Source organism: Amycolatopsis sp. cg5, from assembly GCF_041346955.1.
GTDB lineage: Bacteria > Actinomycetota > Actinomycetes > Mycobacteriales > Pseudonocardiaceae > Amycolatopsis.
Genome location: NZ_CP166849.1, coordinates 6,499,082 through 6,525,951 on the forward strand (window position 1 = coordinate 6,499,082; position 26,870 = coordinate 6,525,951).

Genomic DNA, 26,870 nt, shown 5'->3' on the forward strand with positions numbered 1-26,870 from the left:
CGGCCCGAGGTTGACTCCGGAAGTCATCGAGCGCAGAATTAAACACATGGCTAATTCTGCGATCTCGGTCGCCGGCCTGCGGGTCCGGCGCGGCGGTCGCGTGGTCGTCGACGAGGTGGGCTTCGACGTGCCGCGCGGGGTGGTCACCGGCCTGCTCGGGCCGAGTGGCTGCGGCAAGACCACGCTCATGCGCGCGATCGTCGGCGTGCAGATCGTGGAAGCGGGCACGGTCACCGTGCTCGGCCACCCGGCGGGCTCGCCACCGCTGCGCAGGCTGATCGGCTACGCGACGCAGAGTCCGGCCATCTACGCGGACATGACGGTGACGGAGTCACTGCGCTACTTCGCCGACGTGCTGCGCGCGCCGAAGTCCGATGTGGACAGAGTGATCACCGAAGTCGGCCTCGCCGACCACGCGGGCAAGCTCGTCGGCTCGCTCTCCGGCGGCCAGCTCAACCGCGCCAACCTCGCGGTCGCGCTGCTCGGCACTCCCGAGCTACTCGTGCTCGACGAGCCGACCGTCGGACTCGACCCCGTGCTGCGCGACGAGCTGTGGGGCCTGTTCCGCAGGCTCGCCGAGAAGGGCGTGGCGCTGCTCGTGTCCAGTCACGTGATGGACGAGGCGGCGCGCTGCGACCGCCTGCTCCTCATGCGCGACGGCAAGCTGCTCGCCGACGACACACCCCAGAATCTGCGCGACCGCACCGAGGCCGCGGATCTGGAGCAGGCCTTCCTGCGGCTCGTCCGCGAAACCGAGGTGACCCCGTCATGAACCCCGCACTCGTCCTCGCCACCGCCCGCCGCATCCTCACCCAGCTCAGGCACGATCACCGCACGGTCGCGATGCTGCTCCTCGTGCCGTCACTGCTGATGGTGCTGCTGCGCTTCGTGTTCAACAACGAGCTGCTGTTCAGCCACATCGCACCCGCGCTGCTCGGCGTCTTCCCGTTCCTGATCATGTTCCTGATCACCTCGATCACCACCCTGCGCGAGCGCACGACCGGAACGCTCGAGCGCCTGATGACGATGCCGATCGGCAGGCTCGACCTGCTCTTCGGCTACGCGCTCGCGTTCGGCCTGATCGCGGTGGCCCAGGTCGCGATCGCGACCGGGATTTCCTTGGCCTGGCTGGGTTTGGAGATCAACGGTTCGATGTGGACACTCCTGCTCATCGCCGTGCTCGACGCACTGCTCGGCATGGCGCTCGGCCTGTTCGTCAGCGCCTTCGCACGCACGGAGTTCCAGGCCGTCCAGTTCATGCCGGTGTTCGTGCTGCCCCAGATCCTGCTGTGCGGCCTGTTCATGCCCCGCGGTCAGATGGGCTGGCTGCTGAACTGGCTCTCGAACGTCATGCCGCTTTCGTACGCCGTCGAAGCACTCACCCGGGTGACGACCTCGTCGACCGTCGACGCGACGTTGCTCCGGAACCTGCTGGTCGTGGCATGCTGCGCGCTGGCCGCGCTCGTGCTCGGCGCGGCGACGCTGCGTCGGCGCACGCCCTAGTATTTTGCTCTCATGGGATCCGAGTACGAGCGCCTCGCCGCCGAGAAGTACCTGATGCTGACGACGTTCCGCAAGACCGGCGTCCCGGTCGCGACGCCACTGTGGGCCGCGGGCGACAACGGCGAGATCGTGCTGTGGTCCGAGCGCAAGGCAGGCAAGATCAAGCGCATCCGCAACAGCGGCCGCGTCGAACTCCAGGCCTGTGACCTGCGCGGCAAGCAGACCCACGGCGCGGTCGTCACCGGCGAGGCCCGGCTGCTCGACGACGAGGGGACCGAGCGCGTCCGCAAGCTGATCGCGAAGAAGTACGGCGTGGTCGGGCAGGTGACGATGTTCTTCAGCAAGCTCCGCGGGCCGCGCGACCGGACCATCGGCGTCGCCATCAAGCTCGGGTGAACCGCAAGCGCGCCCTGGTCGCCGCAGGCGCCCTCATCGCCGTCGCGGCCTTTGCCGCCGCAGGCATTTCGTCGCACCTGCGCGAAAAAGACCGCCGCGACCTGCACGACCTCACCCGGTCATCGCCCTGGCCCCGCGCGGAACTCCTGGTACCTGACGGCATGCCGCACAGCACCGGGAGCATCGACAACCAGGGGTTCGCGCTGTCGTTCGACCTGAACGGCGTCCCGTTCAACTACGCGATCCGCAAGCTGGAGCGGGAGAACACGTTCGCTTTCTCCGGCGGTGTCGACTGCGGCGCGACGGCGGTCGTGCGCTGCACCGACCTCGGCGACGGCTTCATCCGCATGGACGCGCCGAAGATCGGCGAAGGCCAGGCGTCGGTGAACCTGTACCGGCCCGCCGGGGATCGGATCTTCGGCGTGCAGGCGTTCGGCACGACGGCGGACGTCACCGCGTTGAAGGGAATGCTCACCCGGCTGCATCGGCCGAGCGACGAGGAACTGCTCGATCTCATCCGGCCCGACGGCTACCAAACGGACTGGTCGTAGGGGATCGGCGAACGGAAAACACCTGATCAGTACCCCTCTGCACGCGGTACGGACACCACGCGCGGGGTAGACTGGAAGTCTCGCGAAGGGAGGTGTGACCCATGACAAGCGCCCACGATGTGGCGGCCGCGGTGGTACGGAGAACCGGCGCGATCACGACGATGAAGCTGCAGAAACTCGTCTACTACAGCCAAGCCTGGCATCTCGTTTTCCACGGCGAGCCGATGTTCGAGGAGCGGATCGAAGCCTGGCAGCAGGGTCCGGTCACACCGTCCCTCTACGCGAGACACAGCAAGAAGTACCAGGTTCAGGATTGGCCGCACGGCAGTGAGCGGGAACTCACCGCCGAGCAGCTGAGCACGCTGGACTGGGTGCTCGGCAAGTACGCCCACTTTTCCGCCGAGGCGCTCTCGCGGATGACGCACATGGAAACGCCGTGGAGGTCCGCACGGGGGCTCTGCGAAGAGGACGAGAAGTCGACCGCGCAGATCTCCCAAGACCAGATGCGGTATTTCTACGCCCGGCAGCGCACAGATCCCGACATCGCGGTCGCCCAAGCCGCCGCCAGCTCGGCGATGGAGGGTGTCGACCTCGACGACGAGTGGCAGCAAACGCTCCGCGAGGTCGCGACCGGCGCACGGTCGGCCGACGACCTGATCGCGGAAGAAATCCGGCGAGCCCAGAGTCAGTGACCGATCCGTACAGCGTTCCCGGCGGGCACTGCCTGCGCAACAAGCTGGGTATCTCCGACGCTTCGAAACTCAAAGAAGTCGAAGCGCGTATCGTCAGTGCCCGGGATGTCGAACTCGCCCGCGAAAGTTTGCCAGGCGAATACAATCTCGCACACCTGCAGAGCTTCCACTACGCACTGTTCAGGGATATCTATGACTGGGCAGGCAAGACGCGAACAGTCAACATCAGCAAAGACAAGTCACCCTTTTGCTCGTGGCAGTATGTCGAGGACGAGACCTCGGCGGTGCTGGCCAAGCTTGAGAATCACGGCTGGCTGACAGGACTTCGGCGCGACCCCTTCATCGCACTGCTCGCGGAATTCTACGGTGAACTCAACGCCCGGCATCCTTTCCGCGAAGGAAACGGTCGAACGTTGCGGGCATTCCTACGTCAGCTGTCAGCGGCCGCGGGCTGGCGCCTTGACTGGTCCGCCCTGAACAGAGCCGACAATATCGCGGCGTCAGAGCACAATCTCATCACCGCGAGCACCCGGAAACTCGTCGAGGTCCTCGAACCGGTCGTCGTCCGGATGTAAGCCCTCAAACGCCGCTGAGCGAGAGTCGGTATTCGCGCGGACTCACCCCGCGCTCCCGCTTGAAAGCCGTGCTCAGAGCGAAAGCGCTCCCATAACCCACCCGCTGCGCGACCGAGCCGACCGTCGCATCCGGCTCACGCAGAAGGTCCGCGGCCATCGCCAGCCGCCACCCGGTCAAGAACGACATCGGCGGCTCCCCCACCAGGTCCGTGAACCGCCGGGCCAAAGCCGCCCGCGAGATCCCGGTCTCCGAAGCGAGGTTCGCGACCGTCCACGGATGCGCGGGGTTGTTGTGCAGCAACCGAAGCGCGGGCCCGACGACAGGATCACTGTGCGCCCGATACCAAGCGGGCGCCTCGGCTTCGGGCCGGGAGAACCATCGGCGCAACGTGTCGATCAGCAGCAAATCCAGCAGCCGGTCCAAAACCGCCTCCTGGCCGGGCTGGTCCTTGCCGATTTCCTCGGCCAGCAACGGAATCAACGGTCCCTCGGCCGACACGACCACCCGCGGCGGCAAGGCGTTCAGCAGGCGGGCGCTGACTTCGCCGCGCATCTGGTAGGTGCCGGTCAGCAGAGTCGTCGAGCCGTCGAGGTCGTTGCCCCAGGTGCGGGTGCCGAGGTCGCGCATCTCGACCTCCTGGCCGTCCGGGGTCACGCAGCGCTGGCCGGGATGGATGATCACCTGCACCGGGGTCGACGGGTCGTCGGCGACCGTGTACGGGTCAGGGCCGCGCATGATCGCGACGTCGCCCGCGGACAACAGCACCTCGTCGATCCACGCGGATCCGTTCACAACCGCGACCACGGTCAGGGGCGCCTCGTCCTGGATGCGCATCGACCAAGGCGGGTTCAAGACCGAGCGGAGCAGGAAGGCGCCTTGGGCACGGGGACCGTCCAGCAAACCGGCGAGTGCGTCCATGCACACCACCTTAGACGCTCGCTTATGTAATTGCGATCCTCAGCTATGGAGAGTCTCACGAAGCGCGGCTTAACTAAGTCCCATGACAAACACCTTGATCACCGGAGGCACCGGCAAGACCGGTGGCCGCGTCGCTCAGAGGCTGGGCGACGACGCCCGCGTCGGGTCGCGGCAGGGCAGCCCGGCTTTCGATTGGGAAGACCGCTCGACCTGGGAGCCCGCACTCGAAGGCATGGACGCCGCCTACCTTTCCTACTTCCCCGACCTCGCGGTTCCGGGTGCCGCCGAGACCGTCGGCGCGTTCGCCGAACTCGCCGTCGCGCAGGGCGCCAAGCGGCTCGTGCTGCTTTCGGGCCGGGGTGAGGAGGGCGCTGAGGCCGGGGAACGGGCCGTTCAGGCGTACGGTGCCGACTGGACGATTCTGCGGGCGAGCTGGTTCGACCAGAACTTCAGCGAGGGGTACCTGCTCGAGCCTGTGCTCGACGGGACCGTCGCGCTGCCCGCCGGCGACACGCCCGAGCCGTTCGTCGACGCCGATGACATCGCGGATGTCGCCGTCGCCGCGTTCAGCGACGCCAAGCACATCGGCGAGGTGTACGAGCTGACCGGGCCGCGGCTGCTGACCTTCGCCGAGGCGACCGCCGAGATCGCCAAGGCCGCCGGGCGTGACATCCGCTTTCAGCAGATCACCTTCGAGGAGTTCGCGAGCCCGGAAATCCCCGCCGATGTGCTGGCATTGCTCAATTATCTGTTCACCGAGGTGCTCGACGGCCGCAACGCCCGCGTCGCCGACGGCGTGCAGCGGGCGCTGGGCCGGGCGCCGCGCGATTTCACCGACTACGCTCGCGAAGCCGCCGCTAGGGGCGCCTGGGAGGCATGAAGAAAATGAGCACTTCACTGTCCATTGTCGTCATTTTGACCATCGTCGGGGCCGGGCTGGTCGGCGGAGTGTTCTTCGCCTTCTCGACCTTCATCATGCAGTCGTTCGGGGACATCCCGGCCGAGCAGGGCATCAACGCGATGAACTCGATCAACGTGAGAATCGTCAGATCGGCGTTCATGCCCGCGATGTTCGGGACCGCGCTGCTGTGCGTCGTGCTGATCGTGTGGTCGTTCCGGGTCTGGGACCAGAAGTTCGCCATCCCGATGCTGCTGTGCGCGGCGGTCTACCTGGCCGGGATCGTCTTCCTGACCATGGGTTACCACGTGCCGCTCAACAACGCGCTCGCCGCGGTACAGGATCCGGCGTCCGCCGACGCGGCCGCGCTGTGGCAGGACTACCTCAAGAACTGGACGCGCTGGAACCACGTCCGGACGCTGGCGGGCCTGCTCCCGGCGGCAGGCCTCGCCGTCATCCTGTGGTCGAACTAGAACTCCGCGACGGCCGCGAGGGCTTCCGGAAGCGTGAAAGCTCCCGCGTACAGGGCCTTTCCGACGATGGAGCCCTCGATGCCGTCGCGGGTGTACGCGGCCATCGCGCGCAGGTCGTCCACACTGGACACTCCGCCGGACGCGATCACCGGCGCGTCGGTACGGGCGGCCACCTCGCGCAGCAGGTCGATGTTCGGCCCGCGCAGGGTGCCGTCCTTGCTGACGTCGGTGACCACGTAGCGGCTGGCGCCGTCGCGGTCGAGCCGCTCCAGCGTCTCCCACAGGTCGCCGCCGTCGGAGGTCCAGCCGCGCGCGGACAGGCGGTGGCCCGCCTCGCTGATCCGCACATCGAGGCCGATCGCGACGCGGTCGCCGTGCGACTTGATCACCTTCGCGGTCCAGTCCGGGTCCTCGAGCGCGGCGGTGCCGAGGTTGACGCGGCGGGCGCCGGTGGCCAGCGCGGCCTCCAGCGAAGCGTCGTCGCGGATGCCGCCGGACAGCTCGACCTGCACGTCGAGCTTGCCGACGACCTCGGCGAGCAGCTCGCGGTTGGAGCCCTTGCCGAACGCGGCGTCGAGGTCGACCAGATGGATCCACTCGGCGCCGTCGCGCTGCCACTGCAGCGCCGCCTCGAGCGGGCTGCCATAGGAGGTCTCGGTACCGGCCTCGCCCTGGACCAGGCGCACGGCCTGGCCGTCGGCCACGTCAACGGCGGGAAGGAGCGTGAAAGTCACTCCGTAACTCTATGACGTCCACACGCTAAGACGACTACAGGGTGTCAAGCCAGTTCTTCAGCAGCCGGGCGCCGGCGTCACCCGACTTCTCGGGGTGGAACTGGGTCGCCCACAGTGGACCGTTCTCGACGGCGGCGACGAAGTCCTCGCCGTGGTGGGCCCAGGTGACCTTCGGCTGCTGCCCGGCCAGCCCGGATTCGAGGTCCCAGCTGCGCGCGGCGTACGAGTGCACGAAGTAGAAGCGTTCTTCCGGGTACAGCCCGGCGAACAGCTGCGAGTCCTCGGGCGCGCGGACGGTGTTCCAGCCCATGTGCGGGAGCACGTCGGCGGTCAGCCGGTCGACCGTGCCTGGCCACTCCCCCGCGCCGGCCGCCTCGACGCCGTGCTCGACGCCACGCTCGAACAGGATCTGCATGCCGACGCAGATGCCCAGCACCGGGCGCCCGCCTGCCAGCCGCTTGCCGATGATCCGCTCGCCCTGCACCGAATGCAGCCCCTCGGCGCAGGCGGCGAAGGCGCCGACACCGGGCACGACGAGACCGTCCGCGTTGAGCGCGGCTTGCGGGTCCGCGGTGACCTCCACGTCCGCGCCGACGCGCTGAACGGCGCGTTCGGCGGAGCGGAGGTTGCCCGAACCGTAGTCCAGGATCACGACTGTAGGCACGGCTCCACGGTACCGGGGAACGGCACCGGCACCTGGATGGCCCCATACCGGCTGGTCCGAAAGGACCCGTGACTGTTAAAGGATCACGAGATCTATTAACAGATAGCAATATCCGTACGAAAGTCGGATGTATCGGACCGGGTCGCCCCCTTACATTTCCTAGCCAAGCGCGCCGAAATCCCCTTCATTGGCAAGGAGAATCCCTGTGTCCCGCACTAAATTCGTCATGGGCGCCGTGGCGCTCGCCGCCGCCGTGCTGCCGCTGACCGCCGGTATGGCGTCCGCCGCGCCGACCGCCACGGTCGTGTACTACAACGCTTCCGGGGCCCCGAGTTTCCAGTCCGCCATCGCCTCCGGCGCGGCCAACTGGAACCGTGCCGTGTCGAACGTGCAGCTGCGCTCGCGCACCTCCGGCGCCAGCCTGCGCTACACCGAGGGCAACGACCCGCGTGGCTCGTACGCGCAGACCAACGGCCACGGCAGCGGCACCATCTTCATCGACTACACCCAGGCCAGGCAGTACGACGTCGTCCGGATCGCGGCCCACGAGACCGGTCACGCGCTCGGCCTGCCCGACCACTACTCGGGCCCGTGCTCCGAGCTGATGTCCGGTGGCGGCCCCGGCACCTCGTGCCACAACGCCAACCCGAACGCCACCGAAGCCGCCCGCGTGCAGCGCCTCTGGGCGAACGGCCTCACCGCCAACGACGCCGGCACCCGGACGATCGTCGAGACCGTCTACGCCAAGTAAAAGGACTCGTGCGCGTTGCGGGCGGTTCTAACCGCCCGCAACGCGCACGACCCCCTATGACCTGCGGAAGGTGTAGACGTCGGTGACCGTGTTGCACGGGCTCGGCGCGACCACCTCGACGCGGAGTTCGCCGGCCGGGGCGTCGTAGTCGACGCCCTCGGTGACGAACAGGCCAGGGCAGGTGCTCACCAGCGGCACCTGGCCCAGTGACCGGACGTGCGCCCGGACGTCCTGGCCCCGCACCGGCCGCGCCAGATCGATCTCCAGCAGCTGGAACGAGGTCGGGTACAAGTCGTTATACGGGTCCGAGGTGGCGCAGAGCAGCTTCCGCTCGGACACGAAGTCGCAGCCCTGCGCGTTGCGGATCTTGGTGTCGAGCTTGACGTGCCCGCTCAGCTCGATCGAGCCACCGGTCCCGGTCAGCGGCGCCGGGAAGACGAACAGCTGGTCCAGCTCGCCGAGCGCGGCCGCGACCAGCCACCGGCCGTCCGGCGTGATCGCGACCGCCGAGTTCGCGTTGGCGGGCGGCTCTTCCGGCGTCAGCTGGTGGACGTACTCGTACGTCTGCCCGGTCGGCGTCGTGACCAGGAACATCTTGTTCGGCGCCGGCACGTCGCGGGTGTTCTGGTACGCGTCCACGATGTAGCCGCGGTGCGAGTCGACGTCGCCGACGTGCCCCCAGCCCTTGTCGAGCTGGGCCTGCGGGATCGCGCCGCTGCCGCGGTACACCAGCGCCGGCGGCTTGCCGGGCGCGCGCACCGTGGCGATGCCCTCGTTGCTGAACTTGATGTCCACCGTGGCATGGCCGGTCTGCCGCCAGCCGCCCAGTGACGCGGCCGTCGCGGTCCCGCTGAACGCGACCATGGCGGCCAGTATCGCGATGATTCTTACCGTCACACGCATGCGCATGCTCTCCTCGAGAAAGCGTTATCGCGGCGGCGGCGGGGGAATTCTCGCATCGGTCACCGGTTTCGATGACCGCCGTTCGGTGGAACGATCTTGACCATGATGATCTCGGAGCGCCTGGACCGGTTACCGGTGACGCGTCGCCACCGGTATGTCGTCGCACTGGTCGGCATCGCGACCTTTTTCGACCTTTATGACCTGTTTCTCGCGGGCACGATCAGCACGGTGCTGACCAAGCAATTCTCAGTGTCACCAGGTGATTTGAAGTTGCTGCTCGCGTCGGCCTTCCTCGGCGCGTTCGTCGGCGCGCTCGGGCTCGGCAGGCTGGCCGACCGGGTCGGGAGGCGCACCGCTTTCTTGATCACTCTCGGCTTGTATTCGGTTTTCACGCTTTTAGGCGCTTTCAGCACGGAAGTCTGGATGCTGGTCGTCTGCCGGTTCGTCGCGGGCATCGGCATCGGCGCGGAACTTCCGCTGGCCGACGCCTACCTCGCCGACCTGCTGCCCGCGAAGCACCGCGGCCGCGCGACCGCCTGGGCTTACACGATCGGCTTCTGCGGGGTGCCCGCCGCCGGTTTCCTCGCACGCTGGCTCGCCGACTACGAAAACGGCTGGCGCTGGCTCTTCGTGATCGGCGGACTCGGCGCCGTCGTCGTTCTGATATTGCGCACGGGTTTGCCGGAATCACCGCGCTGGCTCGTCAGCCAAGGCCGGTTCGAAGAGGCCGACGCCGTGGTACGCCGCTTCGAAAAGGAAACACCGGAAATCACCCCGGAAGCACCGCCCGCGCCCAAAGCCCCGGCGAGCGCGCTCTTCCGTCCGCCGTGGCTCAAACGGACCGCGATGCTTTACGTTTTCCAGGCACTGCAGGCGTTCGGCTATTACGGCTTCGGCTCACTCGTCCCCATTGTGCTGGCGGCCAAAGGTTTCCACCTCAGCACGTCACTCACCTACGTCGCGTTGACATTCCTCGGCTATCCGCTCGGCTCGGCGTTGTCGATCCCGATCATCGAACGCGTGCAACGCAAATGGCTCATCATCAGCAGCGCGGCCGGTATGGCCGGGTTCGGGCTCGCGTTCGGCTACGCGACGACCTCGGCGGCGATCATCACCTTCGGCTTCTGTTACACCCTGCTGTCGAACGTCTTCTCCAACGCCTTCCACACCTACCAGGGCGAGCTGTTCCCGACCGAACTGCGCGCGACCGCGGGCGGCTCGGCGTACTCGCTGTCCCGGCTGGCGACGGCCGCGATGCCGTTCGTCCTGCTGCCTGTACTCACCGGTAAAGGCCCTGGCGCGATGTTCGCGATAGTGGCGGGGGCCATGATGATTCTCATAGTCGACGTCGCGCTGCTCGGTCCCCGCACCACCGGACTTTCCGTAGAGTCGATCGCCGACGGCTCAACGATGCGCACGGGAGCAACACCATGACGAAACCGGATGCCCACGACTTCCTCGACCTCGACGCCGAGCTGAGTGGCGAAGAACGCGACATGCGCGACGCGGTCCGCGCCTTCGCGAACGACCAGCTCCTGCCGAACGTCGCGGAGTGGTACGAGTCCGGCTCGCTCCCCGCCGCCGATCTCGCCAAGGGCTTCGGCCAGCTCGGACTACTGGGCATGCACCTGGAGGGCTACGGCTGCGCCGGCACCAGCGCCGTCGCGTACGGCATCGCCTGCCGCGAGCTCGAAGCCGTCGACTCGGGCCTGCGCAGCTTCGTCTCGGTGCAGGGCTCGCTCGCGATGTACGCGATCTACAAGTGGGGCTCCGAGGAGCAGAAGCAGGAGTGGCTCCCCCGCATGGCCGCGGGCGAGGCGCTGGGCTGCTTCGGGCTCACCGAGCCGGACGCGGGCAGCGACCCCGGCTCGATGCGCACGCGCGCCGTCCGCGACGGCGGCGACTGGGTGCTCACCGGCTCGAAGATGTGGATCACCAACGGCACGGTCGCGCAGGTCGCGGTGGTCTGGGCGCAGACCGACGAAGGCATCCGCGGCTTCGTCGTCCCGACGGACACGCCCGGGTTCACCGCCAACGAGGTCAAGCACAAGCTGTCCCTGCGTGCCTCGCTGACGGCCGAGCTCGTCCTCGACGGCGTCCGCCTGCCGGAGTCCGCGGCGTTCCCCGAGGTCAGGGGTCTGCGCGGGCCGCTGTCCTGCCTGAACGAGGCCCGCTACGGCATCCTCTACGGCGTCGTCGGCGCGGCGCGCTCGTGCTACGAGTCCGCGCTGGAGTACACGCTCAGCCGTGAGCAGTTCGGCAAGCCGCTGGCCGGTTTCCAGCTCACCCAGCGCAAGCTCGCCGACCTGGTGGTCGAGGTCAACCGGGCCGGGCTGGTCGCGCTGCAGATCGGCAAGCTCAAGGACGCGGGCAAGCTGCACCACAACCACGTCAGCTTCGGGAAGATGGCGAACGTCCGGTCGGCCATCGAGGTGGCCCGCACCGCGCGCGGCATGCTCGGCGCCAACGGGATCTCGCTGGAGTACCCGGTGATGCGGCACATGGCGAACCTCGAAACCGTGCTCACCTACGAGGGCACCGAAGAGATGCACGCGCTCTCGCTCGGCCAGTCCGTGACGGGACTCGCGGCTTTCCGCTGACACTGGATGTCAGTGGAGGCTGGCTAGCTTCGCGGCATGAATGTCGTGGAACTGCGTCAGTACACCCTGCGTCCGGGCCGCCGTGACGAGCTGATCGAGCTCTTCGAGCGGGAGTTCGTCGAGAGCCAGGAGGCGCTCGGCATCCGGCTGCCCGGACGCTTCCGCGACCTCGACGATCCGGATCGGTTCGTCTGGGTACGCGGGTTCGAAAGCATGGAAGCGCGCAAGGCCGCGTTGGAGGCGTTCTACTACGGGCCCGTGTGGAAGAAGCACGGGCCCGCGGCGAACGCGACCATGCTCGACTCCGACAACGTGCTGCTCCTGCGCCCGCTCGGCGCCGATTTCCCCGCCACCATGCCACCGATGGTCACCGTGACGATCAGCGATCCGGTGGAGGATTTCGACAAGGACTCGGTCTGCTTCGAGACGCTCGACGTGGAGAACACGTTCCCCCGGCTGCCGGTCCGCGAAGGCGAGAAGGTGTTCGTGCGGTTCGATTTCAGTGGTGCGGCAACGGGTTCGCTCCGGCTCTCACGAGTCGGCTAGCAACGCGGCCAGGCCGTCCGGGTAGAGAATCGCGTTGCCTGACAGGAAGTCGGCGACCGGGCGCCAGAAGACGCGGGTGCCGGGGTCGTCGATGATCGTGCCCAGGTCCTCGCGGGCGAGCCAGGACCGGTCGGCGAACTCGGCGCCGAACAGGAAGACGATCTCGTGTCCAGGGCTGCCGTCGTTGACGAAGATGTTCTCCAGCACGGCGAGCTGCTCGATCCCGGTCAGCTCCGCCGCGAGCTCTTCGCGGAACTCGCGGCGGAGCGCGTCGGCCGCGCGCTCACCGAACTCGATGCCGCCGCCCAGCGGGCGGTAGAACGTCTCGTCCTTGATCACGTCGCGGCCTTCGAAGACCAGGATGTCGTCGCCACGGCGGATGAGGGCCAGCGCGAGCGGGCGGATCTCTGTGGTCACGGTCAAGACACTACCGGGCCAGGAACTCCTTGATCTGTATGGCGATCGACGCTTCGTCGAGCCCGTGCGCGAGATCGTGGTCCGCCATTTCGCCGTATGTGCGCACCTCGATGTCGCGGCGGACGCCGAGCGAGCGCAGCCGGTGCGGGATGTCGTCGAGCGCCGCCGACACGACGTGCGCCGACGTGCCGGCGAGGTACGGCTCGACGAGCACCACGTTCGGCGTCGAATCCCAGACCGCGGTGCGCAGGCCGCCGGCGTCGAACGGCCGGATGGTCGAGGTGTAGAGCACGGTGACATTCTGGCCTTCCGTCGCCGCCAGCACCGGGTCCAGCATCGGGCCGACCGCCAGCACGACCCCGTCGTTGCCCCATTTGACGACCTGCACGCCGGTGCCGAGGTGCGCTTCGGCGTTCTCCTGAGCGGAAAGCCGCAGGTAGACGTTACCGTCGCCAGGCAAGGATTCGAGCAGCAGGCGACGTGCCTCGTCGGGGTGGCCGGGCACGTGGATGGCCCAGCCGGGCAAGGTGTCGATGAGCGCGACGTCGCCGGGCGCCTGGTGCGTGCGGCCCGCGAACGGCATGTCGTAGGAAGCGCCGGACGACACGAGCACCGCGCCGACACCCTGATGGCCGAGGTCGAGTTTCACCTGCTCGAACGGCCGCTCGACCAGGAACGACGAGAAGGTGTGCGCGACCGGGCGCATCCCGGACAGCGCGAGCCCGCCCGCGACGCTGATCAGCAGCTGCTCGCGGATGCCGACGTTGAGCACCCGGTCCGGATGGCGGGCCTTGGCGTCGTCCATGGAGGCCGCGGAGATGTCGGCCATGACGAGCGCGACCCTCGGGTCGACGTCGAGCACTTCGTCCATTGTGGAGAGAAAAGTCTGGCGCATGTCCATGGCTGGTCAGCCTTTCGGTTCGACGACGGCGACGACCGCGAGCGGGCGCCGGGGGTGCGGCTCGGTGAAGGCGTGGTACAGCGCGTCGTGGTCACGGCCGTCGACGGTACGGGTCTCCCAGCCTTCGACGGCGAACCGGCTCGCGATGCCGCCCGGCCAGCCATGTGTGGCGGACGAGTTGTCGATGACGACCGCGGTGAGCCGCTCCATACCCTGGCGGCCGGCGACGGCGATCGCTTCGGCGTTCGAACCCTCGTCGAGTTCGGCGTCGCCGACGAGCACGACGATGTCGCCAGGCAGCTTTTGGGCGTCGAGGCCGAACACAGTGCCGATGGCGAGCGGAAGCCCGTGGCCGAGCGAGCCGCTGGAGATCTCGGCGCCGGGCACCCTGGTGCGGTCGGGGTGGTAGCCGAGCCGGGAATCGGGGCGGCCCCAGGTCTTCAGCTCGGACTCGTCGAGGAAACCCTTGGCGGCCAATATCGCGTAGAATGCCATCGGGCCGTGTCCCTTGGACAGGAAGAACCGGTCGTCGGGGCCGAGCACCCGGTCGTAGAGCGTCCACAGAACGTCCAAAGTGGACGTCGCGGCCGCGTCGTGTTTCTCGTCGCCGGTCATCAGCGACATGAGCCGGTCGAGTTCAGTGGCGGTGGTCATGTATCCAGGCTGCAACCTCGACCAAACTCGAAGTCAAGGATAGCCTGGCGAAGTGACCAAGCTTGCCGACCACCTGACCATCGGACAGGTGTCCGACCGCAGCGGCGTGCCGCACACCGCGTTGCGGTTCTACGAGGACAAAGGCCTGATCGGCTCCGAACGCACGGCGGGCAACCAGCGCCGCTATCCCCGTTCGGTGCTGCGCCGGATCGCGTTCATCCGCGCCGCGCAACGCGTCGGCCTGACACTGGAGGACATCAGCGCCGCGCTCGCGACACTGCCGACCGACCACGCCCCGACGAAGGCCGACTGGGCCCGGCTGTCGAAGGGCTGGCAGGACGAACTCGACGCCCGCATCGACGCGCTGCAACGCCTGCGCGACCGGCTGACCGGCTGCATCGGCTGCGGCTGCCTGTCCTTGCGCAGCTGCGGTCTCTACAACTCGGACGACCAGATGTCCCGTTTCGGTTCCGGCGCGGTGAAGTTGCGGCCGGCGGTCGAAGGCGGAATTTGAGTTGCGCCGCGGTGCGACGATGAAGCCGTTATGAAAGACCTCAAACGAGTCTCCAAGAAACTCTCGTTCCACCTCCGGCACGAACCGGACCTGATCGGCATCGCACTCGACCCGCAGGGCTGGGTGTCCGTCGACGTGCTGCTGCGCGCGCTGGCAGCGCACGGTTTCCCGCTCACCCGCGCCGACCTGGACGAGGTCGTGGCGAACAACGACAAGAGCCGCTTCGCCTTCGACGAGACCGGCACCCGCATCCGCGCCAGCCAAGGCCACAGCGTCCCGGTCGACCTCGCGCTCCCCGACTCCGTCCCGCCCGCGGTGCTCTACCACGGCACGGTCGCGCGGTTCCTCGACTCGATCATGCGCGAAGGCCTCAACCCCGGCTCACGCCACGCCGTCCACCTCTCGGCGACCACGGACACCGCCATCACGGTCGGCGCCCGGCGCGGCAAACCGGTCATCCTGAGCGTCGACGCGGCCGCCATGCACACCGACGGCCTCACCTTCCAGCTCTCGGCCAACGGCGTCTGGCTCACCTCGGCGGTCCCGCCCGCCTACCTCACCTTCGCCCAGCTCCCGGCCTCAGGCCCGGGATAAAGCGGGCTTTACTCCCCGAAGTTAAGCCCGCTCTACTCCCGGGAGTTAAGCGGGCTTTATCCCCGGGGTCAGCAGATGCGGCGGGCGCGGCGGCCGAGGAGTTTGCGGCCGACCTCGAGCAGGGAGGCGCGCAGGGTTTCGTCGTCGAGGTCGGCGAGCGTGGGGGCGCCGCCAGTCAGCGCGAGGCCGGTGAGCAGGACGTGGGCGGTGATGACGCCCGAGACGTCCGGGTCCTCGCCGACGAAGAGGGTGATCAGGCCGTCCTTCATGTCGACCGAGGTGTGGAAGCCGCGTTCGAGCGCGCGGGCGATGCCGGGGTCGCTGGAGAACAGCGCGACCAGTGACCGGTGCCGGACCACGAGGTCGACGAAGCCTTCGAGGACGAAGTCGATCTGCGCGCCGCGGCGGCGGACCTTGAGTCCTTCTTCGACGAGCGCGGCCAGCTCGCGCATGCCGGGCTCGGCGACCGCTTCGGTGATCTCGTCCTTGGTCTTGAAGTGGTAGTACACCGCCGCCTTCGTGACACCGAGCGCGTCGGCGATCATCTGCAGCGAGGTTCCTTCGACACCGTGCTCGGTGAACAGGCGCAGCGCTGTGGTCAACAGCCTGGTCCTGGTGTCTTCACGGATTTCAGCCGTTCCGGCCGCCATCGGTCCTCCTCGATTCAGTCGGACTCTACGCCGCCTGCTGGCCGATCGACAAGTTGACTCCCTAGCCGATCGGCGAGCTCTGGCCTAGCCGTGCGGCTAGTCACATACTTGCCGATCGGCTTGTGACTCCCCTTGCCGATCGGCTAGCTTCAGTGTCACCTGATCGACTGATCCCTCTTCCAAGGAGTCACCCACAGTGGCCACCTTCCTCTACCGGCTCGGCCGGTTCGCGTTCCGCAGGCGGGCGCTCGTCGCCACGCTGTGGGCCGCCGTGCTGCTCGGCCTCGGCCTGGGCGCCGTGACGCTGTCCGGCCAGCTGACGAACTCCGTGACCATCCCCGGCACCGAGTCGCAGCAGGCGATCGACCAGCTCGCCGAGAAGTTCCCGCAGGCCGCCGCCGGTGGCGCGACCGCGCGCGTGGTCATCGCCGCGGCGCCGGGCCAGACCGTCACCGCGCCCGCCAACCAGGCCGCCGTCGAGCGCGTGGTCGCGCAGCTGAAGACCGCGCCGAAGGTGGTCAACGTCGCCGACCCGTTCCAGATGAAGTCCATCTCACCGGACCAGCGCGTCGCGCTCGCGCAGGTCAGCTACAAGGAGAAGGCCTTCGAGCTGACCGAGGACGACCGCGCCGCGCTGAAGTCGGCCGCGAAGGTCGGCGAGCAGGCCGGGCTACAGGTCGAATTCGGCGGCGACGCCGTGCAGACCCAGCCGGTCACCAACGCCACCGAGGGACTCGGCGTCGCGGTCGCGGCGCTCGTGCTGGTGATCACCTTCGGCTCGCTGATCGCCGCCGGGATCCCGCTGCTGACCGCGCTCGTCGGCGTCGGCATCGGCATGGCGGGCATCACCACCGCGTCCGGCTTCATGGACCTGAACAACAACACCCCGGTGCTCGCGCTGATGATCGGTCTCGCCGTCGGCATCGACTACGCGCTGTTCATCGTCTCGCGCTATCGACATGAACTCGCGATCGGCCGGAGTCCGGAAGAGGCCGCGGGCCGAGCCGCCGGGACCGCGGGCAGCGCGGTCGTGTTCGCCGGGCTGACCGTGATCATCGCGCTGGCCGGGCTGACCGTCGTCGGCATCCCGTTCCTCGGCGAGATGGGCGTCGCCGCCGCGATCACCGTGGCGATCTCCGTGATCATCGCGCTGACCCTGCTGCCCGCGATCCTCGGTTTCGCCAGGAACCGCATCAAGCCGGGCAAGGACCACGAGTCCGCGAAGGCCACGCACGGCGAGCGCTGGGCCAGGTTCGTCGCGAAGCGCCGCTGGCCGGTGCTGATCGCCGCGCTCGCCGGACTCGCGGTCGTCGCGATCCCGGTCGCCGACATGCAGCTCGGCCTGCCGAACGACAGCACGGCCGCGCCGGAGTCCACCCAGCACCGCGCCTACGAGATCGTCAGCAAGAGCTTCGGCGAGGGCGCGAACGGCCCGCTGCTGGTCGTCGTCGACATGCCGAACCCGCAGGCGGTGCAGCCGGTGGTCGCCAAGCTCAGCGGACTGCACGACGTCGCGTTCGTCAAGCCGACCGGCGTCAACCAGGCGGGTGACACGGCGTTGCTGACCGTCATCCCGAAGAGCGGCCCGAGCAGCAAGCAGACCGAGGACCTCGTCGCCGACATCCGCGCCCAGGGCGCGTCGCTGAAGTCCGAAACCGGCGCGAGCATCGCCGTGACCGGGCAGACCGCGGCCAACATCGACGTCTCGGAGAAGCTCTCCGACGCGATGCTCCCCTACCTCGCGCTGATCGTCGGCCTCGCGTTCCTGCTGCTGATGCTGGTGTTCCGCTCGGTCATCGTGCCGCTCAAGGCGACGCTCGGCTTCCTCGGCTCGGTGGTCGCGACGTTCGGCGCCGTGGTCGCGGTGTTCCAGTGGGGCTGGCTGAACGACCTGCTCGGCGTCGAGTCGACCGGCCCGATCATGAGCATGCTGCCGATCCTGCTGATCGGCGTGCTGTTCGGCCTCGCGATGGACTACCAGGTCTTCCTGGTGACGCGGATGCGTGAGGAGCACGTGCACGGCGCCGACCCGCAGGAGGCCATGGTCACCGGCTTCCGGCACGGCTCGCGGGTGGTCGTGGCGGCGGCGCTGATCATGATCAGCGTGTTCGCCGGCTTCATCCTCGCCGAATCGTCGCTCATCCAGTCGATCGGCTTCGCGCTGGCGTTCGGTGTCGCGGTGGACGCCTTCGTCATCCGGATGACGATCGTGCCCGCGGTGATGTCGCTGCTCGGCAAGGGCGCGTGGTGGCTGCCGCGCTGGCTCGACAAGGTGCTGCCGAACGTCGACGTCGAGGGCGAACAGCTCACGAAGAAGCTGGACGACGAGCGCGAACTCGCGTCCGTCTAAAGGGGTCGTGAGTGATGCCGACGGTTCTAACCGTCGGCATCACTCACGACGTCAGCCTACGAACCAGGCGACTGCGGCACCCGCGGCCACCAGTGCGGCCAGGCCGAGCACGATCGCCATCAGCTTGACGGATTTCCACGTCGCGTAGACGCCGCCGATGAGGAAACCGGCCAGCGCCAGCAGCAGAATTCCGATCATTTCCTTGCTCACGGTGCCCTAGGGTGCCATATGACCATCAGCCTGACCGTGCTGGGCAGCTCGACGCCGTATCCACGACCGGGCAACCCCTGCTCCGGTTACCTGGTTTCCCACGGCGACACGACCATCTGGCTGGACGCCGGGCCCGGGAGCCTGGCCGCGCTGCAGCAGCACACCGCGATCGACGAGCTCGACGCGATCTGGATCTCGCATCTGCACGCCGACCACTCCGCCGATCTGCTCGTCGCGACGTACGCGCTGCTGTTCGCCGACCTGCGGCCGCGTGGCCCCATCCCGCTTTACGGGCCGCCAGGGATCGCCACGAGACTGTCGGATTTCCTGACCAACACGCAGCGCGCGCCGATCGAAAACGCCTTCGAGGTGCACGAGCTGCATGACGGCCACCAGGCGCGCGTCGGCGGACTGCGACTGACCAGTCACGCTGTGGCACATGGCTTTCCGGCCTTCGGGATACGAATTTTAGACGGCAAGAACGTGCTGGCCTACTCAGGTGACACCGGTCCTTGCGAAGGTCTGGCTAAGATCGCGGATGGAGCCGACCTGTTCCTGTGCGAGGCAGATAGCGCGGAGCAGTCCCCAGTGCATCTGACGCCGCTTGACGCAGGGCGCGCCGCTGCGGGCACCGGACGGCTCGTGCTGACCCATGTCGGGCCGTCGCTGACGCCTCTCGAGGCCGAGGCGCAGGCGTCGACCGTCTACACCGGACCGATCGCCTACGCGGCGCCCGGTTCGGTCTTCACACTGTGATCGATTGGGGATTGTTGTGGCAGAACAGGTGAACCGCCGGGTCCTTTTGGGACTGGGCGCCGCGACGGCCGCTGTGCTCGCGACCGCCACGCCGGCACTCGCGGAGACCGAGTCCGCTTCACCGCAGAAGCGGGTCCGCCGGGTTTACGAAAAGCAGTCTTCGCGTGCGGGTGGCACGTGGAACTCGTTCATCAGCGTCGCGGGCGCCACCGTGGTCGAGGACAAGGCCGACGAGTTGGTGGAGGCCTACAGCGTCAACAAGATCGCGGTCGCCACCGCGGTACTGGACAAAGTGGACCGTGGGCTGCTGAAGCTCGACCAGCGTGTCGACGTGCCCGCCGACATCATTGTCGCGGGTGGTGACGGGATTTTCGGCCTCGACGGCGCGTACCCGAGCTCGGTGACCCTCGGGCACGTGCTGGCGCTGCTGCTCACCGTCTCCGACGACACCTGCGTGCGACTGTGCGGGCTGGTCGCGCCGTCCAAGGAGATCAACGAGATCCTGGTGGCGAAGGGCTTCCCGAAGACCCAGGTCAAGCCGGTCGCGAACCCGAACCGGTTCTTCCTCGGCCAGACCACCCCGCGTGAGACGCACGACCTGCTGCAGGCGCTGGTCGGCGGAACGCTGCTGTCGAAGGCTTCCGGTGACTACCTGCTGAACATCCTGCGTTCGCAGGCCGCGTTCACCGACGGCATCCGCCGGACCATGTCCTCTGTGGAGCGTGGCAGGGTCGCGACGAAGGCAGGCTGGTTCAACGACGGCCGCAACGAGGCCGGGATCATCTTCGACACCGCGGGCAAGCCGGTGCTGACGTACTCGATCTTCGCGCACACGCCCGACCAGCCGGAGAACTTCGGCGCCACTCACCCGCTCGTGGAGGCCCGCGCCGTCATGGGCCGCGCGTTCTTCGACGCGGTCGAGAAGCTGGCCCCGCCAGCGTCGGCCCGCGCCATGACCGCGGCCCCGGCCTACCAGCCCTCCAACGGCGGCTAGCCCGAACGCGATAAAGCGGGCTTTACTCCCGGGGATAAAGCCTGCTTTATCCCCGGGAGTTTAGCGGGCTTTATCGCGCGGGATAAAGCCCGCTTTATCCCGGGAAGTTCAGCGGGCTTTACTCCGGGGAGTAAAGCCCGCTTTATCGCGGGTTGTCAGAGGACGCCCTTGGTGGAGGGGATTCCGCCGGCGCGGGGGTCGGGCTCGGTCGCGGCGCGGAGCGCGCGTGCGACGGCCTTGTACTGCGCCTCGGCGATGTGGTGCGGGTCGCGGCCGTGCAGCACCCTGACGTGCAAGGCGATCTGCGCGTGGAACGAGAGCGAGTCGAACACGTGCCTGGTCAGCACGAACGGGTAATTTCCGCCGATGGTGAACGAGTTGAACTGCTCCGGCTCGCCCAGGTGCACGCAGAACGGACGGCCGGAGACGTCGATCGCGGCGTGCGCGAGCGTCTCGTCCATCGGGATCCACGAGTCACCGAAACGGCGGATGCCGCTCTTGTCGCCGAGTGCCTGGCGCAGCGCCTGGCCCAGCACGATCGCGGTGTCCTCGACCGTGTGGTGCGCGTCGATGTGCACGTCACCGGTCGCCTCGACCTTGAGATCGAGCGAACCGTGCACGCCGAACGCGGTCAGCATGTGGTCGTAGAACGGGACACCGGTGGAGATCTCCACCTTGCCGGTCCCGTCCAGGTCCAGCTGGACCAGGATCGACGACTCCTTGGTGGTCCGTTCGATCTTTCCGACGCGGGTCATCGGGGCACCTCCTTGCTCGCCTCGAGGAAGGCGTCGTTCTCTTCGGGGGTTCCGATGGTCACCCGCAGGTGGCCGTCGATACCGACATCCCTGATCAGCACCCCGTTGTCCACATAAGACTTCCAGCTGGCTGGCGCGTCCGCGAACCGTCCGAAGAGGACGAAGTTCGCGTCGCTCGGCACCGGTGTGAAACCCAGTCCCAGCAAGGCTTCCACGACACGGTCACGTTCCGCGGCCAGCTTGTGCACCGACGCCAGCGTGGCGTCGGCGTGCCGGAGCGCGGCGCGCGCGGCGGCCTGCGTCAGCGCCGACAGGTGATACGGCAGGCGCACCAGCTGCAGCGCGTCGACGACGGCGGGCGCCGCGGCGAGGTAGCCCAGCCGTCCGCCCGCGAACGCGAACGCCTTGCTCATCGTGCGCGAAACGATCAGCTTCGCCGGGTACTCGGCGAGCAGTTCGACCGCGCTCGGCTGGGACGAGAACTCGGCGTACGCCTCGTCCACGACCACGATCCCCGGTGCCGCCTTGAGCACGCCTGCCAGGTCCGCCAGCGGGATCGACCCGCCGGTCGGGTTGTTGGGGCTGGTCACGAACACGATGTCCGGCTGTCGCGTGTGGACGATCTCGGCCGCTTTGCCGGTGTCCAGCGAGAAATCCGGGCGGCGCGGCGTCGGCACCCAGTCGGTCTTGGTGCCCGCCGAGATGATCGGGTGCATCGAGTACGACGGCTCGAAGCCCAGCGCGGAGCGTCCCGGTCCGCCGAACGCCTGCAGGATCTGCTGCAGGATCTCGTTGGAACCGTTGGCGGCCCACAGGTTCCGCTCGGTCAGCGCGACACCGGTGGACGTCGTCAGGTACGCCGCGAGGTCGCGGCGCAGCTCGACGGCGTCACGGTCCGGATAGCGGTGCAGGTTCGCCGCCGCCTCGCGGACGGCTTCGGTCACGTCGGCGACCAGCGCGTCCGGCGGCGGGTACGGGTTTTCGTTGGTGTTGAGCCGAACCGGGATGTCCAGCTGCGGCGCACCGTAGGGCGACTTGCCGCGCAGGTCTTCGCGCAGCGGCAGATCGTCGAGTGTCACTTCGTTCATGCCGGGAACCTCGCCGTCACCGCTTCGCCGTGCGCGGGCAGGTCTTCGGCGTTGGCGAGCGCGACGACCTTCGACGCGACGTCGCGCAGCGCCTGCTCGCTGTAGTCCACGATGTGCATGCCCTTGAGGAAACTCTGCACGGACAGCCCCGACGAGTGCCTGGCGAACCCGCCGGTCGGCAGCACGTGGTTGGAGCCCGCGCAGTAGTCGCCGAGCGAGACCGGCGCGTACGCGCCGACGAAGATCGCGCCGGCGTTGCGCACCCGCGCCGCGACCTCGCGCGCGTTCGCCGTCTGGATCTCCAGGTGCTCGGCGGCGTACGCGTCGACGACCCGGATTCCATCCTCCACAGTGGACACCAGTACGGTGCCGGACTGCTTGCCGCGCAAGGCGATCCCGACCCGCTCCGAGTGCTTGGTCGCGCCGACTCGGCGCTGCAGCTCGGCGTCGACGGCGTCGGCCAGCTCCGGCGAGGTGGTCACGAGCACGCTCGCGGCGAGTGTGTCGTGCTCGGCCTGGCTGATCAGGTCGGCCGCGACGTGCGCGGGATCGGCCGTCTCGTCGGCGAGGATGGCGATCTCGGTCGGACCGGCTTCGGAGTCGATGCCGATCAGGCCGCGCAGCATGCGCTTGGCCGCGGTCAGGTAGATGTTGCCGGGCCCGGTGACCAGCGCGACCGGCACCAGCTCGGCGCCGTCGGTGTCGACACCGCCGTAGGTGAGCAGCGCGACCGCCTGCGCGCCGCCGACCGCCCAGACCTCCTCGACCCCGAGCAGCTCGGCGGCCGCCAGGATCGTCGGGTGCGGCAGCCCGCCGAACTCGGCCTGCGGCGGCGAGCACAGCACCAGCGTCTCGACGCCGGCGGCCTGCGCCGGGACGACGTTCATGACCACACTGGACGGATACACCGCGAGCCCGCCCGGCGCGTACAGGCCGACGCGGTCGATCGGGAGCCAGCGCTCGGTGACCGTGCCGCCGTCGACGACGGTCGTCGTGACGTCCTCGCGGCGCTGGTCGGCGTGCACCTTGCGGGCGCGCGCGATGGACTCCTCCAGCGCGGCGCGGACCTGCGGGTCCAGCTCGGACAGCGCGGTGGCCAGCCGCTCGCGGGGCACGCGCACGCTCGCCGGGCGCACCTTGTCGAACCGCTCGGTGAACTCGAGCACGGCCTCGACACCACGGTCACGGACCGCCTCGACCACCGGCCGCACCTGATGCAGTGCCGCGTCCACGTCGATCTCGGCACGCGGGAGCGTGGCGCGGAGTTCGGCAGCGGACGGGACCTGCCCTCGCAGGTCGGTTCGGTTCAGCATGGGACCAGGGTACGAGGTGGCCCGAGCGGGCATACTCCGTGGTGACGCCCGCACCACATGTTGGGAGACCACCGTGCCGCGTATCGGCCTCTGCCAGGTCACTTCGAGTGACGAACCGGACACGAACCTCAAGCTCATCCGCGAGGGCGTCGCCGAAGCGGCCGGCCAAGGCGCGCGGATCGTGGTGTTCCCCGAGGCGGCGATGGCCCGCTTCGGTGTCCCGCTGGGACCGATCGCGGAGCCTTTGGACGGTTCATGGGCGACGGCCGTGGCGGCCATCGCGGCCGAGTACGACGTGCTGATCGTGGCCGGGATGTTCACCCCGTCCGGCGACGGCCGGGTGAAGAACACGCTGCTCGTCACCGGACTCGGTGAGCACCGCGGCTACGACAAGATCCACCTCTACGACGCGTTCGGCTTCCGCGAGTCCGACACGGTCGCGCCTGGCGCGTCACTGGTGCGGTTCACTGTGGACGGCGTCTCGTACGGCGTCGCGACCTGCTATGACCTGCGTTTCCCCGAACTGTTCCGCGCGCATGGCGAGGCGGGCGTCGCCGCGGTGCTGGTGCCCGCGTCGTGGGGCGCGGGCGAGGGCAAGCGCGAGCAGTGGGAAGTACTCGCGCGGGCCCGCGCGCTCGACTCCGGGGCGTGGGTGGTCGCGGTCGGGCAGGCCGACCCGGCGGCGACCGGCGTCGCGGTGAATCCGAAGGCGCCAACGGGAATCGGCCATTCGATCGTGTCCGATGGTTTTGGCCGAATGGCCGCCTCTTTGGGCAGCGCGCCGGAAACGGTGGTCGTGGACATCGATCCCGAAATCGCGGAAAAGGCCCGTGCGGCGACGGGCGCGTTGGCGAACCGCCGTCTTTAAGGCAGCCGGACCGTTTTCAGGAATCTCGGCAACAGCCAGGGTTTCGGCCCGCTGATCGCGATTTTCCCGGTGAGCACCGCCCGCGCCTTGGCGACGCGGTGGAAGTTCACGAGACTGAGCGTCGGCGGGTCGAATCGCAGGCGGACGTCGTTGTCGGCGCGCGGGTCTTCGACGGTCACCTTGCCCCGGTGCAGCACCAGCGTCACCGGCTTCGTGTGGTCCGACCGGAACTGCACGGCGATCCGCTTTTCGCGCGGCGGCTCGTCGTTGTCCAGCAGATGCCCCGGGTCGTGCCGCAGCAGCCCGACCAGGAACAGGTCGTGGAACAGGGCCGCGTCCTCCGGCGGGATCCGCCACCGCCCGATGTCCCAGCCGTGGATGAGCAGCTCGTTGACCAGGTGCGCGAGCACGCCTGCCCTGGGCACCCGCGAATCACCCAGCCAGGGCAGCGGTTCCTCGGGATCGAGGCCGTCGCTGACCCGCAGAATCACGTCGATGTCGGCTCGGAGCTGCTCGATGATCGCGCCGGTGTCGCGTTCGGTGAACTGGGCGAGCGCGGCCGCGTTGAGGTCCGAAACGGTGTCGACCGTGGTGGTGAGCACGGTGCTCCGCAGCGACGGCAACGGATCCGTGGCCGCGCCGGAGCCGATCTGCGCGGTGTAGAGCCGCGCGATGACCGCGACGTGAGCCGCCGTGTCCGCGACGGTCCAGTCCTGGGTGGCCTTCGCGCCGGGTTCGCGTGCGAGCACCAATTCCGCGAAGCGATCGGCGGTGTGCTTGAGCGAGGTGCGCACGGTTTGCCACTGGACGTCTGTGATCGGCGAAGGCATGCCACCAGGAAACACCAAAACGGCTTCGGCGGGCTATCGCCGCGTGCTCAATGAATGGCGGCTCCTCTTCCCATTTAAACGTATAGCAGAGGGTGGGTCTTGCGGCAAGGCCCCGGTCCGGGTCCACACTTGATCACCTTGACCGAGGTATGTGAGGGGAATTCCCAATGCGTGTTCTGCTGTCCACGATCGGCTCGCGGGGCGATGTCCAGCCGGTGGTGGCACTGGCTGCCGAGCTGAAAGCGCTCGGCGAACAGGTCCGCGTCTGCGCGCCGCCCGATTTCCGCGCGCAGGTCGAAAGCCTGGGCATCCCGTTCTTCCCGGTGGGCCCGGAACTGCGGTCGACCGGGAAGACCGGCATGGTCGCGCCGCCGACGCCCGAGCAGCGGCGTCAGCTGATCGAGACCACGGTCGCCGACCAGTTCACGGCGCTCACCGCGGCCGCCGAAGGCTGCGACGTGATCGTGGCGGGCGGCTACCTGGTGATCGCGGGCCGCACGGTCGCCGAGAAACTGGGGATCGGCTACGTGATGGCTGCCTATTGCCCGGTGTTCCTGCCGTCCCCGCACCACGCGCCGCCGGTGTTCCCGATGCTGGGCGACACACCGGGCGCCGCCGGCAACGCGACGCTCTGGGGCCGCGACCAGTACCGGTACGCCATCTTCCGCGACCCGCTCAACGCGCACCGGGAAGCACTGGGCCTGTCCCCGGTCGACGACGTCCGGGGGCACCTGTTCACCGACAAGCCGTGGCTGGCGGCCGACCCGACGCTGGCGCCGTGGCTGCCGTCGGACGGCCTCGACGTGACCCAGACGGGTGCGTGGATCCTGCCGGACGAGCGCCCGCTGTCCCCCGAGATCGAGGCCTTCCTGGAGGCGGGCGAGCCGCCGGTCTACTTCGGCTTCGGCAGCATCAAGGCACCGGAGGACCTCGCCCTCGCGATGATCGAGTCGGCACGGGCGCTCGGCCGCCGGGCGATCGTGCTGCGGGGCTGGGCCGATCTTTCGCTGCCGGACTCCGGTTCCGACTGCCTGTCCATCGGCGAGGTCAACCAGCAGGCGCTGTTCCGGCGCGTCGCGGCGGTCGTCCACCACGGCGGCGCGGGCACCACGACCGCGGCCACCCGTGCCGGGGCACCCCAGGTCGTGATCCCCCAGCACAGCGACCAGTTCTACCTGGCGGACCGGGTCACCTCGCTGGGCATCGGCGTCGCGCACGCGGGAAGCACGCCGACCACGGCCACGCTCACCGAGGCCCTCGCACGCGCTTTGGAGCCCGAGGTCGCGGCCAACGCCAAGCCGGTGGCCGACGCCGTGCGCACCGACGGCACGGCCGTCGCCGCCCGCCTGCTCACCTAGGGTCGTGAGTGTTTTCGCCGGTTCTAAGCGATGAAAGTCAACTGACAACACCCTAGCATGTCCTTCTACCTGCGGTGACCCGCTAGCTCGCCGCTAGCGGGTCACCGTGGTTTGCCTGATCACCAGGGGGGACCCGCGTGGCCGATGCCGCACTGACGGGGTGTGGAGTGGGTGGCGGTGGCCGTGTTCGGCCTAGTCCGCGTTCGTCCTGTGGCTGGTCCTCGGTGATATGTGGCCGTGGGCGTTGGCGTTGGGTGTGCCTGCCGTCGCGGCGATGATCGGCACCCGGCGGCCGGGCACTCTCGCACTCGGGTTCGCTCTGGCTGACGTGTGGTGGCTGCTCACGGTGCCGTGGTGGGGCTGGCTGCTCATCGTCGGCACAGGGTGTCTCGTGGTCGGCGGGTGGCGGACGT

At 68.4% G+C, this 26,870-nt stretch carries 32 protein-coding genes; 19 read left to right on the forward strand and 13 right to left on the reverse strand.

Annotation, left to right across the window (positions count from 1 at the left end; all coding sequences use genetic code 11):
- Window positions 1-46: 46 nt before the first annotated feature.
- The 6 genes from AB5J62_RS28940 to AB5J62_RS28965 all read left to right on the forward strand — a co-directional run bounded on the left by AB5J62_RS28940 (window position 47) and on the right by AB5J62_RS28965 (window position 3,717).
- Window positions 47-772 carry an ABC transporter ATP-binding protein gene (locus tag AB5J62_RS28940; RefSeq protein ID WP_370943094.1) on the forward strand — a complete coding sequence of 242 codons (726 nt, stop codon included), beginning with the start codon at window positions 47-49 and terminating at the stop codon, window positions 770-772.
- Window positions 769-1,503: an ABC transporter permease gene (locus AB5J62_RS28945; protein ID WP_370943096.1), complete on the forward strand. Its 735-nt coding sequence runs from the start codon at window positions 769-771 to the stop codon at window positions 1,501-1,503. Before AB5J62_RS28940 ends, AB5J62_RS28945 begins: the two co-directional genes overlap by 4 nt.
- A 12-nt stretch (window positions 1,504-1,515) precedes the next feature.
- Window positions 1,516-1,899: a PPOX class F420-dependent oxidoreductase gene (locus AB5J62_RS28950; protein ID WP_370943098.1), complete on the forward strand. Its 384-nt coding sequence runs from the start codon at window positions 1,516-1,518 to the stop codon at window positions 1,897-1,899.
- The gene (locus AB5J62_RS28955) at window positions 1,896-2,450 is read left to right on the forward strand and encodes a hypothetical protein (protein WP_370943100.1); all 555 of its coding nucleotides are present in this window, start codon (window positions 1,896-1,898) and stop codon (window positions 2,448-2,450) included. The genes AB5J62_RS28950 and AB5J62_RS28955 overlap by 4 nt, the downstream gene beginning before the upstream one ends.
- A 101-nt stretch (window positions 2,451-2,551) precedes the next feature.
- Window positions 2,552-3,142 carry a Panacea domain-containing protein gene (locus AB5J62_RS28960; protein ID WP_370943102.1) on the forward strand — a complete coding sequence of 197 codons (591 nt, stop codon included), beginning with the start codon at window positions 2,552-2,554 and terminating at the stop codon, window positions 3,140-3,142.
- On the forward strand, window positions 3,139-3,717 hold the full coding sequence (locus AB5J62_RS28965; RefSeq protein ID WP_370943103.1) for a Fic/DOC family protein: 579 nt from the start codon (window positions 3,139-3,141) through the stop codon (window positions 3,715-3,717). The genes AB5J62_RS28960 and AB5J62_RS28965 overlap by 4 nt, the downstream gene beginning before the upstream one ends.
- 4 nt (window positions 3,718-3,721) lie before the next feature.
- Here the strand turns inward: AB5J62_RS28965 and AB5J62_RS28970 are convergent, their stop codons facing one another.
- The gene (locus AB5J62_RS28970; protein WP_370943105.1) at window positions 3,722-4,636 is read right to left on the reverse strand and encodes an AraC family transcriptional regulator; all 915 of its coding nucleotides are present in this window, start codon (window positions 4,634-4,636) and stop codon (window positions 3,722-3,724) included.
- 82 nt (window positions 4,637-4,718) lie between these two features.
- On the opposite strand from AB5J62_RS28970, the gene AB5J62_RS28975 reads away from it, so the two are divergent.
- Together AB5J62_RS28975 and AB5J62_RS28980 are read left to right on the forward strand one after the other, a co-directional pair.
- The gene (locus tag AB5J62_RS28975; RefSeq protein WP_370943107.1) at window positions 4,719-5,516 is read left to right on the forward strand and encodes an NmrA family transcriptional regulator; all 798 of its coding nucleotides are present in this window, start codon (window positions 4,719-4,721) and stop codon (window positions 5,514-5,516) included.
- Between the two features lie 5 nt (window positions 5,517-5,521).
- Window positions 5,522-6,007 (forward strand): DUF1772 domain-containing protein, encoded by a 486-nt coding sequence (locus tag AB5J62_RS28980; protein ID WP_370943109.1) that lies wholly within the window; start codon window positions 5,522-5,524, stop codon window positions 6,005-6,007.
- On the opposite strand, the gene priA is transcribed toward AB5J62_RS28980, so the two are convergent.
- Entirely contained in the window at window positions 6,004-6,741 is a 738-nt protein-coding gene (gene priA / locus AB5J62_RS28985) for a bifunctional 1-(5-phosphoribosyl)-5-((5-phosphoribosylamino)methylideneamino)imidazole-4-carboxamide isomerase/phosphoribosylanthranilate isomerase PriA (protein WP_091296492.1), read from the reverse strand. The genes AB5J62_RS28980 and priA overlap by 4 nt on opposite strands.
- Window positions 6,742-6,775: 34 nt before the next feature.
- Window positions 6,776-7,405: an imidazole glycerol phosphate synthase subunit HisH gene (gene hisH / locus AB5J62_RS28990; RefSeq protein WP_370943111.1), complete on the reverse strand. Its 630-nt coding sequence runs from the start codon at window positions 7,403-7,405 to the stop codon at window positions 6,776-6,778.
- A gap of 205 nt (window positions 7,406-7,610) precedes the next feature.
- Here hisH and AB5J62_RS28995 point away from each other — a divergent pair, with 205 nt between their 5' ends.
- The gene (locus tag AB5J62_RS28995; RefSeq protein WP_370943113.1) at window positions 7,611-8,156 is read left to right on the forward strand and encodes a snapalysin family zinc-dependent metalloprotease; all 546 of its coding nucleotides are present in this window, start codon (window positions 7,611-7,613) and stop codon (window positions 8,154-8,156) included.
- A gap of 54 nt (window positions 8,157-8,210) precedes the next feature.
- Here the strand turns inward: AB5J62_RS28995 and AB5J62_RS29000 are convergent, their stop codons facing one another.
- Window positions 8,211-9,059 (reverse strand): hypothetical protein, encoded by an 849-nt coding sequence (locus tag AB5J62_RS29000; RefSeq protein ID WP_370943115.1) that lies wholly within the window; start codon window positions 9,057-9,059, stop codon window positions 8,211-8,213.
- Between the two features lie 102 nt (window positions 9,060-9,161).
- On the opposite strand from AB5J62_RS29000, the gene AB5J62_RS29005 reads away from it, so the two are divergent.
- From AB5J62_RS29005 to AB5J62_RS29015, 3 genes are read left to right on the forward strand one after another with little or no spacing between them, the layout of a single operon-like run.
- Window positions 9,162-10,493 (forward strand): MFS transporter, encoded by a 1,332-nt coding sequence (locus AB5J62_RS29005; RefSeq protein ID WP_370943117.1) that lies wholly within the window; start codon window positions 9,162-9,164, stop codon window positions 10,491-10,493.
- Window positions 10,490-11,659, forward strand: coding sequence for an acyl-CoA dehydrogenase family protein (locus AB5J62_RS29010; protein ID WP_370943119.1), 1,170 nt, complete (start codon window positions 10,490-10,492; stop codon window positions 11,657-11,659). The genes AB5J62_RS29005 and AB5J62_RS29010 overlap by 4 nt, the downstream gene beginning before the upstream one ends.
- A 36-nt stretch (window positions 11,660-11,695) precedes the next feature.
- Window positions 11,696-12,205 carry an NIPSNAP family protein gene (locus tag AB5J62_RS29015; protein WP_370943120.1) on the forward strand — a complete coding sequence of 170 codons (510 nt, stop codon included), beginning with the start codon at window positions 11,696-11,698 and terminating at the stop codon, window positions 12,203-12,205.
- On the opposite strand, the gene AB5J62_RS29020 is transcribed toward AB5J62_RS29015, so the two are convergent.
- The 3 genes from AB5J62_RS29020 to AB5J62_RS29030 are packed head-to-tail and all read right to left on the reverse strand — an operon-like array spanning window position 12,191 to window position 14,177.
- Complete coding sequence (locus AB5J62_RS29020; protein WP_370943121.1) at window positions 12,191-12,622, reverse strand: NUDIX hydrolase; 432 nt, start codon at window positions 12,620-12,622, stop codon at window positions 12,191-12,193. The two genes, AB5J62_RS29015 and AB5J62_RS29020, sit on opposite strands and share 15 nt — an antisense overlap.
- Window positions 12,623-12,632: 10 nt before the next feature.
- A complete protein-coding gene (locus AB5J62_RS29025; RefSeq protein ID WP_370943122.1) occupies window positions 12,633-13,523 on the reverse strand; it encodes a transketolase family protein in 891 nt (296 codons plus the stop codon).
- Between the two features lie 6 nt (window positions 13,524-13,529).
- A complete protein-coding gene (locus AB5J62_RS29030) occupies window positions 13,530-14,177 on the reverse strand; it encodes a transketolase (protein ID WP_370943123.1) in 648 nt (215 codons plus the stop codon).
- A gap of 52 nt (window positions 14,178-14,229) precedes the next feature.
- Here AB5J62_RS29030 and soxR point away from each other — a divergent pair, with 52 nt between their 5' ends.
- Together soxR and AB5J62_RS29040 are read left to right on the forward strand one after the other, a co-directional pair.
- Entirely contained in the window at window positions 14,230-14,691 is a 462-nt protein-coding gene (gene soxR, locus AB5J62_RS29035) for a redox-sensitive transcriptional activator SoxR (RefSeq protein ID WP_370943124.1), read from the forward strand.
- A 30-nt stretch (window positions 14,692-14,721) separates the two neighbouring features.
- Complete coding sequence (locus tag AB5J62_RS29040; RefSeq protein WP_370943125.1) at window positions 14,722-15,285, forward strand: RNA 2'-phosphotransferase; 564 nt, start codon at window positions 14,722-14,724, stop codon at window positions 15,283-15,285.
- A 68-nt stretch (window positions 15,286-15,353) separates the two neighbouring features.
- Here the strand turns inward: AB5J62_RS29040 and AB5J62_RS29045 are convergent, their stop codons facing one another.
- Entirely contained in the window at window positions 15,354-15,935 is a 582-nt protein-coding gene (locus AB5J62_RS29045) for a TetR/AcrR family transcriptional regulator (RefSeq protein WP_370943127.1), read from the reverse strand.
- Between the two features lie 196 nt (window positions 15,936-16,131).
- Between AB5J62_RS29045 and AB5J62_RS29050 the strand changes: the two genes are divergently transcribed.
- Window positions 16,132-18,285: an MMPL family transporter gene (locus tag AB5J62_RS29050; RefSeq protein WP_370943128.1), complete on the forward strand. Its 2,154-nt coding sequence runs from the start codon at window positions 16,132-16,134 to the stop codon at window positions 18,283-18,285.
- Window positions 18,286-18,336: 51 nt separating this feature from the next.
- Here the strand turns inward: AB5J62_RS29050 and AB5J62_RS29055 are convergent, their stop codons facing one another.
- Complete coding sequence (locus AB5J62_RS29055; protein WP_370943129.1) at window positions 18,337-18,495, reverse strand: hypothetical protein; 159 nt, start codon at window positions 18,493-18,495, stop codon at window positions 18,337-18,339.
- A gap of 18 nt (window positions 18,496-18,513) precedes the next feature.
- Between AB5J62_RS29055 and AB5J62_RS29060 the strand changes: the two genes are divergently transcribed.
- Entirely contained in the window at window positions 18,514-19,251 is a 738-nt protein-coding gene (locus tag AB5J62_RS29060; protein ID WP_370943130.1) for an MBL fold metallo-hydrolase, read from the forward strand.
- A 16-nt stretch (window positions 19,252-19,267) separates the two neighbouring features.
- Window positions 19,268-20,245 carry a serine hydrolase gene (locus AB5J62_RS29065; protein ID WP_370943131.1) on the forward strand — a complete coding sequence of 326 codons (978 nt, stop codon included), beginning with the start codon at window positions 19,268-19,270 and terminating at the stop codon, window positions 20,243-20,245.
- A 155-nt stretch (window positions 20,246-20,400) separates the two neighbouring features.
- Here the strand turns inward: AB5J62_RS29065 and hisB are convergent, their stop codons facing one another.
- The 3 genes from hisB to hisD are packed head-to-tail and all read right to left on the reverse strand — an operon-like array spanning window position 20,401 to window position 23,401.
- Window positions 20,401-21,000: an imidazoleglycerol-phosphate dehydratase HisB gene (gene hisB, locus AB5J62_RS29070; RefSeq protein ID WP_370943132.1), complete on the reverse strand. Its 600-nt coding sequence runs from the start codon at window positions 20,998-21,000 to the stop codon at window positions 20,401-20,403.
- Window positions 20,997-22,088: a histidinol-phosphate transaminase gene (locus AB5J62_RS29075; protein WP_370943134.1), complete on the reverse strand. Its 1,092-nt coding sequence runs from the start codon at window positions 22,086-22,088 to the stop codon at window positions 20,997-20,999. The genes hisB and AB5J62_RS29075 overlap by 4 nt, the downstream gene beginning before the upstream one ends.
- A complete protein-coding gene (gene hisD / locus AB5J62_RS29080; RefSeq protein ID WP_370943135.1) occupies window positions 22,085-23,401 on the reverse strand; it encodes a histidinol dehydrogenase in 1,317 nt (438 codons plus the stop codon). The genes AB5J62_RS29075 and hisD overlap by 4 nt, the downstream gene beginning before the upstream one ends.
- 73 nt (window positions 23,402-23,474) lie before the next feature.
- On the opposite strand from hisD, the gene AB5J62_RS29085 reads away from it, so the two are divergent.
- The gene (locus AB5J62_RS29085) at window positions 23,475-24,269 is read left to right on the forward strand and encodes a carbon-nitrogen hydrolase family protein (protein WP_370943137.1); all 795 of its coding nucleotides are present in this window, start codon (window positions 23,475-23,477) and stop codon (window positions 24,267-24,269) included.
- Here the strand turns inward: AB5J62_RS29085 and AB5J62_RS29090 are convergent.
- Window positions 24,266-25,099 (reverse strand): maleylpyruvate isomerase N-terminal domain-containing protein, encoded by an 834-nt coding sequence (locus AB5J62_RS29090; RefSeq protein ID WP_370943138.1) that lies wholly within the window; start codon window positions 25,097-25,099, stop codon window positions 24,266-24,268. The genes AB5J62_RS29085 and AB5J62_RS29090 overlap by 4 nt on opposite strands.
- Window positions 25,100-25,266: 167 nt before the next feature.
- Between AB5J62_RS29090 and AB5J62_RS29095 the strand changes: the two genes are divergently transcribed.
- Entirely contained in the window at window positions 25,267-26,457 is a 1,191-nt protein-coding gene (locus tag AB5J62_RS29095; RefSeq protein WP_370943139.1) for a glycosyltransferase, read from the forward strand.
- The last annotated feature ends 413 nt before the right edge of the window (window positions 26,458-26,870 follow it).